Annotated in this window: 13 protein-coding genes; 7 read left to right on the forward strand and 6 right to left on the reverse strand. The window is 75.4% G+C overall.

Features of this window, described 5'->3' with window-relative positions:
* The first annotated feature begins 76 nt into the window (after positions 1 to 76).
* The 5 genes from ABZ621_RS22915 (at position 77) to ABZ621_RS22935 (ending at position 8,890) form a co-directional block, all read left to right on the forward strand.
* Positions 77 to 1,102, forward strand: coding sequence for an SPFH domain-containing protein (locus tag ABZ621_RS22915; protein ID WP_360607349.1), 1,026 nt, complete (start codon positions 77 to 79; stop codon positions 1,100 to 1,102).
* The gene (locus tag ABZ621_RS22920) at positions 1,099 to 2,040 is read left to right on the forward strand and encodes a hypothetical protein (RefSeq protein WP_360607351.1); all 942 of its coding nucleotides are present in this window, start codon (positions 1,099 to 1,101) and stop codon (positions 2,038 to 2,040) included. Before ABZ621_RS22915 ends, ABZ621_RS22920 begins: the two co-directional genes overlap by 4 nt.
* Before the next feature lie 173 nt (positions 2,041 to 2,213).
* Positions 2,214 to 3,080: a GNAT family N-acetyltransferase gene (locus tag ABZ621_RS22925; protein ID WP_360607353.1), complete on the forward strand. Its 867-nt coding sequence runs from the start codon at positions 2,214 to 2,216 to the stop codon at positions 3,078 to 3,080.
* A gap of 860 nt (positions 3,081 to 3,940) precedes the next feature.
* The gene (locus tag ABZ621_RS22930; protein WP_360607440.1) at positions 3,941 to 5,638 is read left to right on the forward strand and encodes a S8 family serine peptidase; all 1,698 of its coding nucleotides are present in this window, start codon (positions 3,941 to 3,943) and stop codon (positions 5,636 to 5,638) included.
* A 222-nt stretch (positions 5,639 to 5,860) separates the two neighbouring features.
* Positions 5,861 to 8,890: an AAA family ATPase gene (locus ABZ621_RS22935; protein ID WP_360607355.1), complete on the forward strand. Its 3,030-nt coding sequence runs from the start codon at positions 5,861 to 5,863 to the stop codon at positions 8,888 to 8,890.
* 18 nt (positions 8,891 to 8,908) lie between these two features.
* On the opposite strand, the gene ABZ621_RS22940 is transcribed toward ABZ621_RS22935, so the two are convergent.
* A complete protein-coding gene (locus tag ABZ621_RS22940) occupies positions 8,909 to 9,601 on the reverse strand; it encodes a 1,4-alpha-glucan branching protein (protein WP_360607357.1) in 693 nt (230 codons plus the stop codon).
* Positions 9,602 to 9,764: 163 nt separating this feature from the next.
* Here ABZ621_RS22940 and ABZ621_RS22945 point away from each other — a divergent pair, with 163 nt between their 5' ends.
* A complete protein-coding gene (locus tag ABZ621_RS22945) occupies positions 9,765 to 11,087 on the forward strand; it encodes a hypothetical protein (protein ID WP_360607359.1) in 1,323 nt (440 codons plus the stop codon).
* 52 nt (positions 11,088 to 11,139) lie between these two features.
* A complete protein-coding gene (locus ABZ621_RS22950) occupies positions 11,140 to 11,616 on the forward strand; it encodes a hypothetical protein (RefSeq protein ID WP_360607361.1) in 477 nt (158 codons plus the stop codon).
* A gap of 70 nt (positions 11,617 to 11,686) precedes the next feature.
* Here the strand turns inward: ABZ621_RS22950 and ABZ621_RS22955 are convergent, their stop codons facing one another.
* From ABZ621_RS22955 to ABZ621_RS22975, 5 genes are all read right to left on the reverse strand, one after another.
* On the reverse strand, positions 11,687 to 12,625 hold the full coding sequence (locus ABZ621_RS22955) for a M48 family metalloprotease (protein ID WP_360607363.1): 939 nt from the start codon (positions 12,623 to 12,625) through the stop codon (positions 11,687 to 11,689).
* A gap of 1,276 nt (positions 12,626 to 13,901) precedes the next feature.
* Positions 13,902 to 14,438 (reverse strand): Pycsar system effector family protein, encoded by a 537-nt coding sequence (locus ABZ621_RS22960; protein ID WP_360607365.1) that lies wholly within the window; start codon positions 14,436 to 14,438, stop codon positions 13,902 to 13,904.
* Positions 14,435 to 15,625, reverse strand: a complete 1,191-nt coding sequence (locus ABZ621_RS22965) for a PE-PGRS family protein (protein WP_360607367.1) — start codon at positions 15,623 to 15,625, stop codon at positions 14,435 to 14,437. The genes ABZ621_RS22960 and ABZ621_RS22965 overlap by 4 nt, the downstream gene beginning before the upstream one ends.
* Entirely contained in the window at positions 15,622 to 17,973 is a 2,352-nt protein-coding gene (locus ABZ621_RS22970; protein WP_360607369.1) for a hypothetical protein, read from the reverse strand. The genes ABZ621_RS22965 and ABZ621_RS22970 overlap by 4 nt, the downstream gene beginning before the upstream one ends.
* Complete coding sequence (locus tag ABZ621_RS22975) at positions 17,970 to 18,842, reverse strand: hypothetical protein (protein WP_360607371.1); 873 nt, start codon at positions 18,840 to 18,842, stop codon at positions 17,970 to 17,972. Before ABZ621_RS22975 ends, ABZ621_RS22970 begins: the two co-directional genes overlap by 4 nt.
* Positions 18,843 to 18,846: the final 4 nt, after the last annotated feature.

The raw sequence follows: 18,846 nt of genomic DNA on the forward strand, positions 1-18,846 counted from the left end.
CCCACCCCCTTAACGTCACCTTGACGACAAGCGGCCTCCGGGCCTATCGTCATGGCGACGACAAGGGGGTTCTCTCATGGCCGACATCACCCGGCGGGCCGGCTGGCGCCATCTCCGCTCCGCGCCCACCGCGCACATCCGGCACCAGCGGGGCGGCAGGCTCGCGCACGACGGGGCCGGACTCAGCTTCTGGTTCCGGCCGCTGAGCGCGGCGCTCTCCGAGGTGCCGGTGGACGACCGGGAGCTCGCGATGGCGTTCCACGCCAGGACCGCGGACTTCCAGGACGTGAGCGTGCAGTCCACCGTCACGTACCGGATCGGGGACCCGGCGACCGCCGCCGCCCGGCTCGACTTCTCCATCGACCCCGACACCGGCGTCTGGCGCGGCACCCCGCTGGAGCAGATCGCGACCCTGCTGACCGAGACCGCCCAGCAGCACGCCCTCGACGTGCTCGCCCGCACCTCGCTCGCCCAGGCGCTCGTGGACGGCGTGGCGGCGGTGCGCGAGCGGATCACGGACGGGCTCGCCACCGAGCCCCGGCTGCCCGCCACCGGCATCGAGGTGGTCGCCGTCCGCGTCGTCGCGCTCCGGCCGGAACCCGAGGTCGAGCGCGCCCTGCGCACCCCCGCGCGCGAGCAGATCCAGCAGGAGGCCGACCGGGCCACGTACGAACGCCGCGCCGTCGCGGTCGAACGCGAGCGGACCATCGCCGAGAACGAACTCGCCAGCAAGATCGAGCTGGCCCGCCAGGAGGAGCGGCTCGTCGAGCAGCGCGGCACCAACGCCCGGCGCGAGGCCGAGGAGTCGGCCGCCGCCGACGCGGTACGGGCCGAGGCCGAGGCCGTACGGAAGGTGCGGCTGGCCCGGGCCGAGGCGGAGGCGGCGCGCGAGGTCGGCGAGGCGCGGGCCGCCGCGCAGACGGCCTGGCTCCAGGCGCACGCCGCGGCCGAGCCGGCCGTCCTCCGGGCCATGGCGCTCACCCGGGCCGCCGAGCAGCTGCCCCGGATCGAGCACCTCACCCTCTCCCCCGACGTCCTCACCGGCCTCCTCGCGAAGCTCGGCGGCGGCAGCGGCGGGCACGGCGGCGGGGCGGGCGCGTGAGCCTCGCGCCCCGGGCGGTCCTCGTGCACCGCAGGACGGAGTACGAGGAGCTGCTCGCCCGGCACGGGACGCACGGGCAGGCCGCGTTCTTCCTCGCCGCGCGCGGACGCTCGGCCGACGAGGTCCGCGAACGGCACGAGCGGACACGGCGGGCGCTGGCGGCCGTCGCCGGAGCCGTACCGCTGGCCTGGCGGCAGACCCGGGTCGAGCGCGCGGATCTGGACAGGTTCCTCTTCGGCCCCGAGGACGTGGTCGTGGTCGTCGGCCAGGACGGGCTCGTCGCCAACACCGCCAAGTACCTCGCCGGGCAGCCCGTCGTCGGCATCGACGCGGACCCGGGACGCAACGCCGGCGTCCTCGTCCGGCACCGGCCCGCCGACGCCCGCCGGCTGCTGCCGTACGCGGCCGGGGCCGGGGCCGCCGCGGACGAGCTGACCATGGTCGCGGCGGCCACCGACGACGGGCAGCGGCTGCTCGCGCTCAACGAGATCTACGTGGGCCCGCCGGGTCATCAGACCGCCCGGTACACGCTCGACGCCCCGGTGGACGGCGGCCGCGAGCGGGGCGGCGGCGGAGGGAGCGGCACGGAGGGCGGGGCCCCTGAGGCGCAGGCGTCCTCCGGGGTGCTCGCCGGGACTGGCACCGGCGCCACCGGCTGGCTCCGCTCGCTCTGGCAGCAGCGCTCCAGCGGACTCGCCCTGCCCGGGCCGGGCGAACCGCGCCTCGCCTGGTTCGTGCGCGAGGCGTGGCCCTCGCCGACGACCGGCACGAGCCGGGTCGAGGGGCTCATCGGCCCCGGACAGGGGCTGCGGCTCACCGTCGAGTCCGACCGCCTGGTCGCCTTCGGCGACGGCGTCGAGTCCGACGCGCTCGACCTGACCTGGGGCCAGACCGTGCGGCTCACCGTCGCGGACACCCGCCTCCGGCTGGTGGGCTGACCCGGCCGGAAACGATCGGCGGCCCATCGGGGAGCCCCTCAGGGAACGCTAGGGTGGGGCGCTTTGACCGATTTGGGGTGCGGCGACGCGCCCCTGGGCGGGGGTCCGGCGGCGGCGCGTGCCGAGGCCGCGCGGGCGCCGCGCCCACCGCCCCCCTCCCCGGAAGGCCGGCCATGACCCCTCGCTCCCCCGGTACCGTCGCCGTCGCCCCCGCCACCCGCGCCGAGTGGGAACTCGTGCGGTCCTGGTGCGCGGAGGAGGGCTGGAACCCCGGCCGCGCGGACGCGGACGCCTTCTTCGCGCAGGATCCGGCCGGCTTCTTCCTGGGACGGCTCGACGGGGAGCCGGTCTCCGCCGTCTCCGTCGTCACCTACGGGGAGGCGTACGCCTTCCTCGGCTTCTACCTCGTCCGCCCCGAACTCCGCGGCCAGGGCCTCGGGATCGCCACCTGGCGGGCGGGCCTGGCCCACGCGGGCGGCCGGGTGGTGGGACTCGACGGGGTGCCCGCGCAGCAGGACAACTACCGGCGCTCCGGCTTCGTCACCGCCTACCGGACCGCCCGATATGTCGGAGAATTCCCACCCCCGGAGCGCCCGGTGACCGGAGTGGTGCCGGCCGAACGGATCGATCCCGCCCTGCTCGCGGCGTACGACTCCGCCTGCCACCACGCCGAGCGGCCCCGGTTCCTCTCCGCCTGGCTGACGACCCCGGGGCACCGCGCGCTCGCGCGGGTCGTCGACGGGCGGGTGACCGGCTACGGCGTCGTCCGCCCCTGCCAGGACGAGGCCCGCGTGGGACCGCTGTTCGCGGACGGCCCCGCGGACGCCGCGGCCCTCCTCGACGCGCTCGCCGGGGCCGCCCGCGACTTCGGGGCACGGGCCATCGCCGTCGACATGCCCGAGACGAACCCGGCCGCGGCCCGCATCGCCGAAGAGCGCGGCCTCACCCCGACCTTCGAGACGGCCCGTATGTACACGGGCCCGGTGCGGCCGGTCGCCCGGGAGCGGGTCTTCGGGGTGACGACGCTCGAACTCGGCTGAGGGGGCGCCGGATCCGGTATCCGACGCGTGAGGGCCGGCCGGACTGGATCCGATATCCCGGAGATCGGATCCAACGTCCAGTCCTCCGGATGTCGGATCCCATATCCAACCTCCGGAGATCGGATCCGACATCCAATCTCCCGGAGATCGGATCCGACATCCAGCCCTCCGGATACCGGATCCGACATCCAGCCTTTCGGATACCGGATCCAACATCCGGCCTCCCGGACGCCGCACCCCTCACCCCTCACCACCACCCCCGCGTACACGAGCCCGCACCAGGAGGCGTACGCTCCCCTCGCGCGCCCCTTCGTGTGCCCGCGAACGGGTCGGATTCGGCCAGTTCGGTCGCGGGAGGGGCGCATCGGGGGCGCTCGGGGTGCGCCGTGGCCGGGACCTCGGGCTTCGCGGGTGGACCCCCTTGGGGGACCCCCTCCCCGGGGGTGAGGGGTGACAAGGGTTTTCCCCGTATCGCGTTCACCTTCGCGTTCCCTACTGTCCTCCGCACCGGCGGATATCATCCCCCGCATCGCATCTGACATGTGACAGGTGCATGCGGGGAGACCCCGCCGGGGACGGCCTTGACCCGGGCCGTCGGCGCCGGTGGCGGCGCACGGGCCCCCCAGCCCAGGGAACACGACGGCGACCCCACTTCGCTCCGTGCCTCCCGCGCCGCCGCCACTGCCCGCAACCACGTCGTACTCGAAAGGGCCAGCACTTTGAACGGTTCCAGGCGGAGAGTCATATCCGTGGTCGCCACCGCCGCGATCATCGGTGCCGCTGTCACCACCACCGGGGCGTTCGCCGCCGCCCCGGCCGCTCCTTCCCCGAAGCCCGCTCCGGCTCCGGCTTCGCAGAGCATGCAGGCGCTTCCCACCGCCCCGGTCGAGAAGGTCATCGTGACCTACAAGACCCAGGCGGCCGAGGCCGGTTCCAACGCGGCCGCGAAGACCGACACCGCCGAGAAGGCCGCGAAGACGGGCGAGGAGCTCTCCTTCGAGCGTCGCCTCGCCGGCGGCGGCGCCCTGGTCGACCTGGGCGAGACCGCCACCCCGCAGGACGTGAACGAGGTCATGGCCGCCTTCCGCGCCGACCCGTCCGTCGCGACCGTCGAGCCGGACGTCCGCGCCTACGCCATGGCCGTGGCCCCGAACGACACCGACTACGCCAAGCAGTGGGACCTCTTCGAGGCCACCGGCGGCATGAACGTCCCGTCGGCCTGGGACAAGACGACCGGCACCGGCGTGACCGTCGCCGTCATCGACACCGGCTACGCGGCCCACACGGACCTGGCGTCCAACGTCGTCTCCGGCTACGACTTCATCTCCACGTCCGCCGACGCCCGCGACGGCAACGGCCGCGACGCGGACGCCAAGGACGAGGGCGACTGGAACGCCACCGACGGCGAGTGCGGCACCGGCTCCAAGGCGTCGAGCTCCTCCTGGCACGGCACCCACGTGGCCGGCACCATCGGCGCCGTCACGAACAACACCAAGGGCATCGCGGGCATCGCGTACAACGCGAAGATCCAGCCCGTGCGGGTGCTCGGCAAGTGCGGCGGCTCGTCCGCCGACATCGCCGACGCCATCACCTGGGCCTCCGGCGGCACCGTCCCCGGCGTCCCGGCCAACCCGACGCCGGCCAAGGTCATCAACCTGAGCCTCGGCGGCGCCAGCTCCTCCTGCCCGAGCGTCTACCAGACCGCGATCAACGGCGCCGTCTCGCGCGGTACCACCGTCGTCGTCGCCGCGGGCAACAGCAACGCCAACACCTCCGGCTTCACGCCCGCGAACTGCTCGAACGTCATCACCGTGGCGTCGACCAACCGCGCCGGCTCCCGGTCGTACTACTCCAACTACGGCACCCTCGTGGACGTGTCCGCCCCCGGCGGCGAGACCCGCAACGCCACCGACACGCCCGGCACCGTCACCACCCCCGAGAACGCGATCTACTCCACGCTGAACTCGGGCGCGACGACCCAGTCGACCGAGAACTACGAGCCCTACCAGGGCACCTCCATGGCCGCGCCGCACATCGCCGGCCTCGCCGCCCTCCTGAAGTCGGCCAAGAGCGCGCTCACCCCGGCCGAGATCGAGACGGCGATCAAGAGCAACGCCCGCCCGCTGCCCGGCACCTGCTCCGGCGGCTGCGGCACCGGCATCGCCGACGCGGCCAAGACCGTGGACGCGGTCACCGGCACCACCACCCAGCCGGGCACCGTCTTCACCAACTCGAACAACGTGACGATCTCGGACAACACCACCGTGTCGTCCTCGATCGCCGTCACCGGCCGCACCGGCAACGCCCCCGCCGCCCTCAAGGTCGGCGTGGACATCAAGCACACCTGGCGCGGTGACCTGGTCGTCGACCTGGTCGCCCCCGACGGCACCGTGCGCAACCTGAAGGCCTCCTCCGGCTCGGACAGCGCCGACAACGTCCTCACGACGTACACGGTCGACGCCTCCAGCGAGGTCGCCAACGGCACCTGGCAGCTGCGGGTCCGCGATGTGGCCACGGGTGACACCGGCTACATCGACTCCTGGAGTCTCACCTTCTGAGCCTCCGCTCCATCGTTCTGACACCACCCCCCACACCAGCATCATCGCTGGTCAGCGACGCCCTCGTGGTCTACACCACGGGGGCGTCGCCGGGTTCCGGAAAGGTATCCGCCCGGTGTCGGGTGTCCGTATGCCGGACACGGACCCTGGACGGAAGCGGTGGGCTCCGTATCCTCTGCGCAGGGCTCATGGGCGGGGCCCACGGGCGGAGGTGGCGACCAGGTGACGACGGTTCCGAACGGCCCCCTGCCCGCACGCACCCCCGGCACGGCCGGACCCCCGGCCCCGGTGGGCCGCGAGGAACTGCTCGCCCGCCTCGAATCCGTCCTCCACGCGCGCGGCCGGGCCCTGCTCACGGGCCCCGCCGGCGTCGGGAAGACCGAGGTCGCGCTGGCCGCCGCCGCCCGGGCCGAGGCCCGCGGCGAGACCGTGCTGTGGCTCGCCGCGCTCCCCGCCGACCGCGCGATACCCGGCGCCGCCGCGGCCGCCCTGGTCGCCTCCGTCGCCAGCACCGTCGCCTGGCCGGGCCCGCGCGCCGCCGAAACGATCCCGCGCGCCGGTGAGCGCCTCGCGGGCGAGGACGGCCCGGCCCCCACCACCTCCGCCGCCCCCGGCGGCCCGGTGCCCGCCGCCGACGCGCTCCCCGCCGGGGTCTTCGCCTCCGGCGTCTTCGACGACCTGCCGGGGCCTCAGCGGACCGCCGTCGCGATGCTCTGCCGCGAGGCCCCCATCCAGCAGGGCGGCTGGGACCCGATCGCGCTGCGCCTGGGCATCGCCCGCATCCTGCGCGCGCTGACCTCGCGCGGTCCGGTGCTGCTCGTCGTCGACGGCGCCGAGTTCCTCGACCCCGACAGCACCGACCTGCTCCGCTTCGCCCTCCACCTCGCGCCGCCGTCGCTGCGGGTGATCGCGGTCGAGACCCCGGAGCCGTACGGGGACACCCACCGCGCCGACGCCCCGGAGCCCGGCACCGGCGCCGCCGGACACCCGGGCCGGTCGGGCGCGGGGCACTCCGCGCACCTGTGGGTGCCGTCCGAGGCCGACCTGCTGCTCGTGCCGCCGCTCCAGGCCGACGAGATCGCCGAACTCCTCATCCACCACCGGCTGCCGTCCCGGATGGCCGGCCGCATCCACCGCGCGAGCGGCGGCAACCCGCGGCTCGCGCTCGCCGTCGGCCGCTCCCTCGCCGACGCCCGCACGCCCGTCCACCACGCGGAGGCGCTGACCCTCTCGGGCCGCGCCCGCGACCTCGCCCGCCAGCTCCTGGGCGCCGCTCCCCCGCCGGTCCGGGCCACCCTGCTGCTCGCGGCCCTGGCCCTGCGCCCCTCGGCGACGCTGGTGCGGCGCGCCGGACGGCCCAACGCGGAGGCGGACCTCGCGGCGGCCGAGCGGGCCGGGCTCGTGTCGCTCGCCGAGGACGGCTCGCTCGTCTTCACCGCCGGGCTGCTGCCCTCCACGCTGGTGCACGACGCCTGCTGGGCGGAGCGCAGCGCCGGCCACGCGGCGCTCGCCGAGGTCGTGGACGACCCGGTGGAGGCGGTACGCCACCGGGCGCTCGCCTCCGACCGGCCCGACGAGGAGCTGGCGGCCGAGGTGGCGGCCGCCGCGGAGACCGCCCGGCGGCGCGGCAACAACGCGCTCGCCGCCGAACTGGCCCTGCTGGCCGCCGAGTCGACGCCCGGACGGGACGGGGCGCGGCGGATCGCTCGCCTCGTGGACGCGGCCGAGGAGGCGGCCAGGGCCGCCCGTGCCGACCTCGCCATGCGGGCCACCACGGACCTGCTCGCCCGGGACGCCTCCCCCACCGACCGGGTGCGGGCCCGCCTCGCGGTCCTGGACACGGCGGGGCAGGGCCTCACCGACCTCGACGACATGTACGTGCACGCGATGGAGGACTCGGAGGGCGAGACCGCGCTCCGGGCCGCCGTGCAGCTGCGCCTCGCCGTCAAGTACGTGCTCGCGGACGGCGATCCGGAGCGTTCCAGGATGGCGGCCATGGAGTCGGCGGCGCTCGCCGCCTCGGTCGGCGACCCTCGGACGGCCGCGCAGGCGCTGACCGTCCAGGCCCGCATGGAGCGGGCGCTCGGTTCCCCCGACGCCGAGCCGGTCCTGGCCCGGGCCCGTGAACTGGAGCTCGCCGAGCGGCCGTTGGGCATCCGCAACGCCGCCCGGATCCTGACGATCCGTCATGCCCTTTTCGACGACCGGCTGGTCGACGCCCGCGACGAGCTGAACGCGCTGCTGCCGCTGGTGCAGCGGCGCGGCTCGGTCGAGGACGCCATCGAACTCTTCCGCACGCTCGCCGAGATCGAGTCGCGGATCGGCGCCTGCGGGGCGGCGCTCGCGCACGCGGGCCAGTCGCTGGCGCTCACCCTGGAGGCCGGTCTCTCCCCCGGCCCCGCCTGGTACGCGCTGGCGCTCGCCGAGACCGCGGGCGGCAGCCTGGGCCGGGCGGCCAGCTACGCGCGCCGGAGCGTGCAGGCCTCGGAGGAGGAGGGCGACCGGGTCTTCCTCTCGCGCAGCCGGTACGCCCTCGGGCGCGTCCAGCTGATCAACGGCGACGTGGCGGCGGCCCTGGAGACGCTGCGACGGGTGCAGACCGACGAGCGGGCGCAGTCGACTGTCGACCCGTCGATGCTGCGCTGGCACGAGGAGCTGGCGGAGGCGCTGCTCGCGCACGACGCCGTGGAGGACGCGCTCGCGGTGCTCGCCGAGGTGCGTCCGGTCGCCGCGCGCCTGGGCCGGTCCACGGTGCTGCTGGGCTGCGACCGGGCGCAGGCGCTGTGCCTGGCGGCGGAGGGCCGGACGGACGAGGCGGCGGAGCTGCTGACCGGGACGGCGAGCCGGTTCGCGGAGGCGGGCCTGCCGCTGGAGCAGGGGCGGGCGCTGATGGCGCTGGCCCGGGTGGAGCGCAAGCGGCGGCGGCGCTCGGCGGCGCAGACCGCGCTGCACGCGGCGGCCACCGTCTTCGAGCGGGCGGGGGCCGCGCCCTGGCTGGCGCTGGCCACGGAGGCGCCGGCCGGGGAGCTGCCCGGGGCGGCGCCGGGCGGCGACGAGACCGCCACGGCGCTGGCCTCGCTGACCGAGGCGGAGCTGCGGCTCGCCCGGCTGGTGGGGCAGGGCGCCTCGAACCAGGAGGCGGCGGCCAAGCTCTTCCTGAGCGTGAAGACGGTGGAGGCCCGTTTGACCCGCATCTACCAGAAGCTGGACGTCCGCTCCCGCGCCCAGCTGGCGACGGCGCTGCGCCCCTGAGCCCGGGCCTCCCGCGCCTCAGGGGCGGTGGACGGTCACGAACGCGCCGCGTACGGGGGTGTCTTCGCCGCCCTCGGCGCCGGCGGGGGTCCACTCGGCGGTGACGCCGCCGAGGGCGGCGTCCTCTCCGTGCTCCCCGTCCCCGCCGGCCGGGCGCAGGACGCGCCGGAGGCGCAGGGTGAGGGGCTCGGCCCCGTCGCCGCCCACGCGGACGCGGATGTCGGTGTGGCCGGCGCCGTCGACGGCTTCCAGCGGCTCGGCGTCCCCGGTGGTGACGGCGGCGGCGTCGAGGGCGGCGGCGACGGTCGGGTCGACGGCGTCGCTGACGGACTGCTGCTGGGGTACGGCCCGGCCGGCGAGGAGGGCGTACAACTCGCCGACGAGGACCGGGTCGTGGGCGCCGTCGTAGATCCAGCGGGTGCCGAGGACGCCGTGCTCGGAGGTGCCGATGAGGGCGTGCTCGGCGCCGTCGAGGGGCTTGCCCCGGTACGTCAGCGGCACCAGGTAGGCGACCGCGTCCGGGCCCTCGCCGTCGGTGACGACCATGAACTCGACGCCGACCTCGCCCTCGGGGTCGTCGAGCCGGAACCCGCCGGCCTTCGCCGGCGCCGGGGCGTGCGGACCGGCCGCGTACCAGGCGCGGGTCGGCAGCCAGTCGGCGAGGAGCTCCAGCTTGGTCGGCCGCATGGTGGTGCGGTGGATGAGGGCCATGGTGGGGTCGCTTCCTCTCGTCGGGCGGGGCGCCCGTCAACGTAACAGAGGGGGCGCGGGGGCCGGAGCGGGGCGGCCCGGGCCTCGCCGTCCGGGGCCGGGACCCCTCGTGTGATGATCTGCGGGACGTGGGTCCGGAGGGGACCCGCGGGGGAGAGAGAACATGGGATTCACGGACGCCAACGGCGTCGACCTGTCGGGCGTCACCGGCAGGCTCATCCAGACGGTGGACCTGGTGCAGGGCCCCGCTCCGCAGGCGATAGCCACCGACACCGTCAACGGACACGTCTTCGTGCTCCAGCTGGAGTCGTCGGCCACCGCGCCGGGCGACTCCGGCAACATGTACCTGAACCGGATCAACCGGGCGACGGGCGCGGTCACCGGCTCCATGCAGCTGAAGGGCTTCGGCCACGGGCTCTCCATGGGCTGCCAGCCGGTGGGCGCGGACAGCTACCTCTGGACCGAGTGCGGTCCGGTGCACGTCACCAGCAGCGGCGTCGCGTTCGGGAAGAGCGTGACGCGGTTCAAGTTCGTGGTGGGCGGGGTGCTCGACGCGGCGGCGATCCCGCAGGCGCAGAAGTTCACGCCGCCGGGCTCCACGGCGGGCACGGGCCCCTCGCTCGACCCGACCACCGGCCTGCTGACCGTCATGTACCACAAGGACGGAAAGCGGCATTTCACCCGGTACGACGCGAACCTCGCGGCCGCCGGTGACTGGACGCCCGTCGGTACGACCTTCGTCATGCCGGCCGGCGAGGACGTCACGCCGGCCGTGCCGTCGCCGTACCCGCTGGAGAAGACCCTCACCTCGCAGGGCTACCAGACGCTGGGGGACGTGCTGTACGCGTACCACTGGGCGCCGTACGACGCGGAGACCTACCCGGACACGGTGCCGAGCGCCTTCCCCGGGATCGCCTTCATGACCTCGTACGACTGGACGACCGGGCAGCGCCTCGACCGGCAGGTCGTCACCGGCGCGGACGGCCTGGAGCGGCGCGAGCCGGAGGGCGTGGCGGTCGAGGTCGACCCGGCGACGCAGGAGACGCGGCTGCTGTTCGGCTTCAGCAACACCGTGCCCGGCACGACGGGCTCGCGCGACGTCACGGTCTGCTGGTACCCGACCAAGCCCGCCGTCGACGGCGTGAAGGTCCTGTCCGACTGGGAGGACCTGACGCTCGCCACCGGCGTCACCGCGGGGGCCGAGCGCCCGCGCGGCCGGCTCGTCGCCCTCGCCGGCACCACCTACCTCCAGCTGCGCGGCACCCTCACCTGCGACCTCACCGCGGACGGCAGGATCGCGACCCTGCCGCACCGGCTCCGCCCGACCCGGCAGACCCGGCAGAACGTGCCGCGGAACAACAACACCGGGCGCTGCGTGTGCCGTGTCGAGGTGAACGTCAAGGGCGAGCTGTGGGCGTACGGCGCCTACGCCGACAACGCGATCACCTGGATCGACCTGGACGGCGTCTCCGTCGCCTGGCGCTGACGCGCCGCCCCCTCGTCACCGTTACGACTCCCCTTACCCAGAGGACCACTTCATGACCACGTCGCCCTCGGCGTCGACCAGCCGCCGCTCCCTGCTCGCCGCCGCGCTCGCCGCGCCCGTCGCGGCGGTCGCCGTCCCGCTCGCGACGGCCACGCCGGCCGCTGCGGAGGTGGTCGACGGCTGCCAGACCGTCGTCGACTGGACCACCATCACCCCCGCGGCCGGGATCACCCCCGACGCCGCCGCCCCGCTGCAGGCCCGGGTCATCCGCCTCGCCGGCACCGAGTTCCTCCAGCTGCGCGGCACCCTCACCTGCAACCTCACCGCCGACGCCACGCTCGGCACGCTGCCGGCCACGATCGTCCCGCCCAAGCTGACCCGGGGCGTCGTGCCGCGCAACAACAGCCAGGGCATCAACGCGATCCGCGTGGAGGCGAACACGGCACGCGCCCTCAAGGTGTACGGCCCCCAGACGTCCAACCCGGTGACCTGGATCCAGCTGGACTCCTTCTCGTCCGTCCTCCGCTGACCCGACCACCCCTTCGGGAAGGGTCGGTCCGGCGGCCATGCCCCCCGCGCACGGCCGCCGGACCGGGCTCTCACCGGCGCAGCTGCCCGCTCATGACGAGCCGCACGTTGCGCAACCGGGCCTCGACGTTGGCGTGAGCGGACCGGGGAGCGGACGGGGTGCGGTCCGGCGGGGCGGCCGTCGGTGGTGCGGGCATCGGTGGTGCGGGCATCGGTGGTGCGGGCATCGGTGGTGCGGGCGTCCCGGGGGGCCATGCGGCCGCCCCCTCGCCCCGCCCCTCCCGCAGGAGGACGTCCTCCAGCGCCTCGCCGAAGCCGAGGCCCACGGCGTAGGCGTCCGCCTTGAACTCGGCGTGGCGGTGCAGCCACGCGATGAGCAGCGGCGCGACCGTGACCGGTACGACCAGCCACCACATGCCCTGGACGACGGTCAGGTTGAAGAGGAACCAGCCGATCATCAGGGTGAGGCAGCCTCCGCAGGCGAAGCCCGCCTTGTTCCTGACCCCGAACAGGAACACGATCAGCGCCAGGATCAGCCGCCCGGCCACGCGGGCCGGCATCGCGTACCAGTCGGCCAGCATCGCGGCCCAGGTGTGCCCGCCCACGTGGTGCCCGAGCTCGTGCGCGAGCACCGCGGCGAGCCGGGTGTTGGACAGCCTGTCCAGAGCGTGCCGGGTGACGGCGACGATGTGGCCCGCGGCCGCGGTCGCGTTCAGCTCGGCCCGCTCCTGGACCCAGAGCTCGTAGTTCTCCCGGTCGACCCCCGCGCGCCGGGTGACCTGCTCCCACACCGCGTCGAGCCGCCGCGCCTCCTCCGGCGACGGCCGCCGCATCCCGAACATCCGCTGCGCGATGGCCGTTTCCACCCGCCGGTTGAAGACGAGCGGGCCGGAGAGCAGCCAGGCGATAGGCACGACGACACCGAGCGCGATGTGGACGATCGCCGACGCGAAGGTGACGACCCCCAGACTGATGAGCCCGATCGGCACGGTCAGCAGCAGATGCGACAACGCGGCCCCGTCGAGGCCTCGCTGACGTGCCTTCACCACCCGTCGCCCGGTGTCCAGTTCGAGATCGTCCCGGTCCCCGCCGAACCCGCCTCCGTACGGGGCCGGAAGAGCGGGCGGTACAGTCGGAAGAGGGGGAACCGGCGGAAGCGGAGACCCGCCCGCCCCCGCCACCGGAGCCTCCCCTACGACCGAGCCGGACCACGGCGCGGCGGGCCCCAGGGAAGGGGTGCCCGGGTACGACGGGGCCGCTGCCTCACCGGTGAGCCGCGGGGCCACCGGCTGACCGGGGTACGCCAGAGGAGCGTCATCCGGGGACGGCGGGAGTGCCCCGCCCGGGTCCGGCGAGGGCGCCCCTTCCGGGTACGCCGGGGGCGCCTCCTCCGGATCCGTCGGCACACCCGACTCCGGAGGCGCGTCGCCCGGATACGCAGGCGGGCCCGCCACGGGGTACTGCGGCGGAGGCACCTCCCCCGGGAAGGACGGGGGCGCCTCCCCCGGGTACGCCGGGGCGATCCGCCCCGGGTAGGCCGGGGCCGGGTCCCCTGGGTACGGCGGGTGCACATCCTCCGGGTACGACGAGGACACCTCACCCGGGTAGGCCGGAGCCGCCTCCCCCGGGTACGGCGGGGGCACCTCCCCCAGGTACAACGACGAGGGCATCTGCCCCTGGTGGGCCGAAGCCACCTCCCCCGGGTACTCGGGGGACACCGCCCCCGGGTCAGCCGGGGCCACCTCCTTCGGGTACGGCGGGACCATCGCCCCCGGGTACTGCGGGGGCATCTGCCCCCGGTGGGCCGGAGCCGTGTCTCCCGGGTACTCCGGAGGTGCCTCCCGCAGGTCCGTCGGAGCCGCCTCCCCCGGGTACGACGAGGACGTCCGCCCCTGGTGGGCCGGAGCCGTCTCTCCCAGGGACTCCAGGAACAGCCTCCGCGGGTCAGCCGGAGGCGCCTCCCCCGAGTCACCCGGAGGCACCTTTCCCGGGTACGACGGGGCCATCCGCCCCGGGTAGGCCGGGGCCTCGGCCGGTAACGACGAAGGCACATCCCCCGGTGACTCCGGGGACAGCTCCTCCGGGTGGGGTGGGGCCATCCGGCTCCGCGAGGCCGGAACCGTCTCCCCGGGGTACGACGGGGGCGCTTCCCCGGGGTACTGCGGAGGCACCCCCGGGTGGGCGGGAGCCGTCTGCGATGGGGGTGGGGGCTGAGGTGGGTCGGGGGTGGGCTGTGGGGGTGTGGGGTCGGGCATGGTGGGGCTCCTGGGGTGGTGGGCGGGGTGGTCAGCCGGTCAGGAGGGCGCCCGGGAGGAGGACCAGGGCCACGGTGAAGCCGGCCATGCCGGCGCGCAGCCAGCCGTACTTGATCGAGACGATCCGGCTGTTCTCGATGAGGGAGGTGAGGACGGCGGAGTCCGGTGAGCGGTCGGTCTCCCGCAGCGCTTCCTCCAGGGCCGCCCGGCCGTGGCGTGCGGCGCCCCTGATGTCGGCGAAGTGGGTGAGCGGCGCGCCGGGGGTCCAGTCGACCGCGCGGTAGCGGGGGACGACGGCCATGAGCAGGGCGATCAGGGAGACGAGGAAGCAGGTGGCGCCCGTCCACCACATCACCTGGCCCAGGAGCGCGAGCTGCGTGGGGTGCCAGCCGCGTACGGCGAGCACGCCCACGAGCGCGGCCGCGGCCATGCCCTGCGCGGCCACGAGGACGGAGCCCTTGGTGTCGGCGCGGGCGGCCTCCAGGCGCAGTTCGGCGAGGAGGCGTTCGGCCGTGCGCCGCCCCGGTACCGAGGCGGGCGTCGGCTGCGGCTGCGGGGTGGTGCTCATCGCGGCGGCCCGGGGGGCGTCGGGTAGCCGAAGACCTCGCCCGCCTCGCCCGCCTCGTCGGCCTCTGCCGGTGGCGGGGGTGCCTGGGGCGGGACCGGGGCTGCTTCCGGGGGCGTCGGATCGGCCGTGCCGGGGGGCAGCCGGCGGTCGCCGCCCTGGTACAGCTTCGCGCTGAGGACCTCCTTCATGACGTTCGCCGCGAGCCGCCGCGGTTCGTCCATCTGGTGCTCCTCCAGGCCGCCGGGCCCGCCGCCGAGCGCCTGGAGGGCGACGTTGAGCTGGTTGTCCATCAGGCGGAGCTGGTCGGCCCGGAGGTTCTCCATGATGAGGCGGGTGTCCTCGGGGTGGCGGGCGAGCTGGAAGGCCATGGCGGCGGGGCCGCCGCGCTCCAGGTAGTACGCGTAGAAGTCGATCTTCTGCGCCTCGATCGCCTGGAGTTCGAGGTCCTGGTTCCCTCGGGCGACCCGGCGTTCGTGGTCGAGGGCCTGGCGTTCGAGCTCGACCTGGTGCTGCTGCCGGCCCTGCGCGAGGGCGCGCTGCGCGGCGAGTTCGTCCTCGCGCATGAGGAGGCCGTGCCGGGGTTCGAGCTGCTCCTCGGCGAACGCGATCTCCCGCAGCCGCCGGGCCTGTTCGAGGGTGGCCTCGTCGCGCCGGATCTGGAGGCCGCAGTGGACGGCGAGCCCGGCCGGCGCGCCGATCGGTCCGGCTCCTTCGAGGGCCTTGCGGGCGTGGAGTTCGGCGGCGGCGCTGTCCTCCATCGGGTAGCCGCGGAGCACGGGCCGGAGGATCTGCTCGACGGAACGCTGTACGAGGGCGGGCACGTTGCGCTCTCCGCTGGCGACGAACGCGGCCGGGTCGGTCACCTGCCAGGTGCAGTCGAGCGAGACCTCGAAGAGGAAGGCGTCGTTCTGGCTGGCGAGGGCGAGCACGGCGGTCGACTCGTGGCGCCCGGTGTCGACCTCGTACACGCTCGTCCAGCGGCGGGTGGCGAGCTCGGTGCGGCTGGGGCGGCTCGGCGGCAGGAAGGCGTCGAGCGCTCCCTGCGCGGTGGTGAAGACGAGCGCGTGGTCGATCCGGGTGGCCCGCAGCGGCTTGAAGCGGGACAGCTCCTGGATCGTGATCACGGGGTCGGCGAGGACGGTGTGACGGTGGGCGTCCTGCTGCCACTGGGGCGGCTGGTTCATCATCGTGACGCTGCTCCTTGGAACGGTTCGTACGAGGGGCCGGAGGGATCGGAAGGGCCGGCGGTGGCGGAGGGCCTCGCTCCGGAGAGGGCGTCGCGCAGCCGGAGGGCGACCGCCACCGGCACGGGGCCGAGGGCGGGGTCGACCGGTTCGGCCCGCAGGTTCTCCAGGAGGTAGGCGAGCCGGCGGTGGTCCTCGACGGAGACGGCGAGGAGCGGCAGCAGCCCGGCGAGCGCGGCCTCGGCGTCCGGGTCGGAGTCCGCGGACCGGACCCAGACGCGCAGCACGTGGAGTCCGGACGCCGAGCAGACGGGGTCGTTGAGGACGCTGCGCCAGAGCGCGGCGAGGGCCTGGCGCAGGGCCGCCCCGTCCGTTCCGGGGGTGGGGTCGGCCCGGCCGAACAGGTCGAGCAGCAGCGGGCGGCCGAAGCCGTCGGGGCCGTCGGTGGGGCCGCAGGCGTGCACGAGGGCACGCAGCACGAAGTCGCGGGTGGCGCCGCGGGCGAGGCCCGGCAGGTCGACCCACAGGTCGGCGGCGGCGCTCCAGTCGCCCCGGCCGGCCGCCTCCTGTCCGCCCGCGAGGAGGAGGGCGGCGGCGGACTGGGCGAGTTCGTCGCGCTCCTCCGCCCAGCCGCGGACCGGCCCGCCGCGCGCCTCCATGCCCCGTACGGCCTCGGTGAGGGCGAGCAGGGCCTCGTGGGGGAAGGCGTCGCCGACGAGGGCGTAGGCGCGGACGGCGGTCCAGCGCAGCCGGTGGTCGGGGGCGGTGCACCACTCGGCGAGGACGCGGGAGACGTGCGGGGCGCCGAGGTGGTGGGCGAGGGCGAGCGCGTTGGCGGCGGCGAGCCGGGCCCGCAGCCTGCGGTCGCCCGCCCAGCCGCGTACGAGGAGCGCCATGGCGGACGGCAGGTCGGCCTGGAGCATGACGGCGGCGGTGGCGGCGGCCCGGGTGCGGACGACGGGCCGGGGGTCGTCGGCGAGCCGTCGCAGCCAGGTGACGAGGGCGGGGCGGGAGGAGGGGTGGCCGGTCCAGACCTCGCGGAGCAGGGTGAGCGCGGTGAGCTTGTCGCGGAACTGGACCTTGGTCTGGAGGACCGGTCCCCACTCGGTCTGCTCCGGCTCCTGGTACCTCTCGGCGAGGGCCTGTTCGACGCGCTGGGCGCTGGAGGTACCGAAGACGGGGATGCGGGCCGGTTCGCCGGGGTTCTCGATGCGCTGGAGGAGTCCGTACAGGCTGTCGCCGAGTTCGGCGGTGAGCGGGTAGGGGGCCTCGTCGAAGGTGGCCAGGGCGATGAGGAACGCCTTGTCGTGGAGGGTGTGTTCACCGCTGTCGAACCAGGCGCGGACCTGCCGTTCGGCCGCGACGTGCCCGAAGGATCCGAGCGCGGCGAGCGTGACCGTCCCGCGGGCGTGACCGGCGACGTGGTCGGCGAAGCGGGCGGTCTCGGCGACCGGCCGGTGGTGGGCGAGGACCGCCTTCACCTCGGCGAGTCCGAGGAGTTCGGCGACGTCCCGGCCCGCCAGGTCCCGGGTGCGCAGGTGTCCGGCGAGCAGGGCCTCGGGCTCGGGCGGCCGCCACGCCACGTGGCCGATGCCGGCGGGGACGGCGGGGTGCGGTCCGGTGACGAGGACGAGGTGGCCGCCGGTCGCCTGGAGCCGTTCGCCGAGGGCGCGGAGGTGGTGTTCGAGCAGGGGGCGTTCGGGGGTGGCGGCGAAGTCGGCGACGACGTGGCCGCAGCCGTCGCGGAGTTCTCCGGCGAGCCGGCCCGCGCCGAGCCCCGGGTCGAGGGCGCGGTAGGAGCGGGCGCCGGCCTCGCGCAGCAGCATCAGGGCGGCGGTGCGGCGTCCGGTGGTGGCGGGTCCGGAGAGGATCACGACGCGGCGCGTCCTCAGCACGTCGAGGGCGCGCCCGAACGGCCCGTCCTCCTCCTGGCCCTCCTGCCCCTCCTGGCCGGCGGCACCGTCCCCGTCCTCGGCGCGCGGCCGCACGAAGTGCCGGGCGAGGTCCTCGACTTCGGAGGCGGGGATCTCGCCGGAGCGCTCCTCGGTGTCCCCGCCGAGGTGGTACTCGACCTTGCTGCCGAGGACGACGTCGCCGGTGACGTGGCCGCCGCTCACCCCGTGCTGGTCGCCGGCGACGACGGAGCCGCCGATGCGGGCGGAGTGGCCGAGCATGAACCCGGGGCTGTGCCGGTAGAGGTCGCGGCGGGAGTGCCAGGCGTACTCGGTCTCGGTGTCGGTGTCGGTGCCGTCGTACTGCGTCTCCGTGGCCGCGTCGGCGGCGGGTGCGCCCTCGGGCGGCGGGGCGCCCGGCTCGCCGGGGGCGGGGGGCTGTTCCTGGGGGACGCTCACGCCTGGCTCCCTTCGGTGCCGCCGAGGACGACGTCGCCGTGGACGGTGCCGCCGCTGACGCCGTGCTGGTCACCGGCGACGAAGGAGCCGTGGACGACGGGGGCGCCGTGGAAGTGGAAGACGGGCGCGGACCGCGCGGGCTCCGGCTCCGGCTTCGGCTCAGGCGCGCGCTCCGGCTCCGACTCCCGTGCGGGCGCGCCGGGTTCGGCCGGCGACGCCTGCGGTACGGGACCGGGCGCGGCCCCGGCTTCCGGGGCGTGCCCGGGCTCGGGGTCAGCCGACTCCCCGGCGCCCTGGTGGATCCAGGCGGCGAGTACGCCGTCCTTCACCGGCACGCCGGCGGACCGGAACAGCTCCGGCCGGACGCCCCGGTGTCCGTGCCGGACGATGCCCTCGTAGACGGGCGCGCTGACGGCGAGGACGGCGTGCTCGTGGGGGCGGGCGGCGAGCGCCGCGCGCAGGACGTCGGCGTCGAGCAGCCGGCACGCCTGGTTGAGGTCGTGGCCCACGATGCCGCCGGTGGTCCTGGCGTGGGGGTCGTGGGCGACCTCGCCCGCGGCGAGGACCATCCGCAGCCGCATCTGCGCGCTGTCCGAGGCGAGCAGGTTGTGCTCGTGGAGCAGGTCGGGGGCGGTGGTGAGGAGGGCGCGCAGCAGGGCGGTCTTGGCGACGTCCCCGCTGAGGAGCACGATCAGGCCGTCGCCCCGGTCCTCGCGGTACTGCTGGGTGGGCTCGACGCCGGCCGCCTCCAGCGTCTGGTCGACGAGGTTGTTCAGGCGGCGGCGGAGCACGGCCTGCACCACGTCGTCGCGGCGGCTGAACTTCTCGATGTCGAGGAGCAGGATGGTCCTGTTGACGGGCTCGCGCATGGAC

It is taken from the genome of Streptomyces sp. NPDC007863 (assembly GCF_040633895.1).
In the GTDB taxonomy this organism is placed as follows: domain Bacteria; phylum Actinomycetota; class Actinomycetes; order Streptomycetales; family Streptomycetaceae; genus Streptomyces.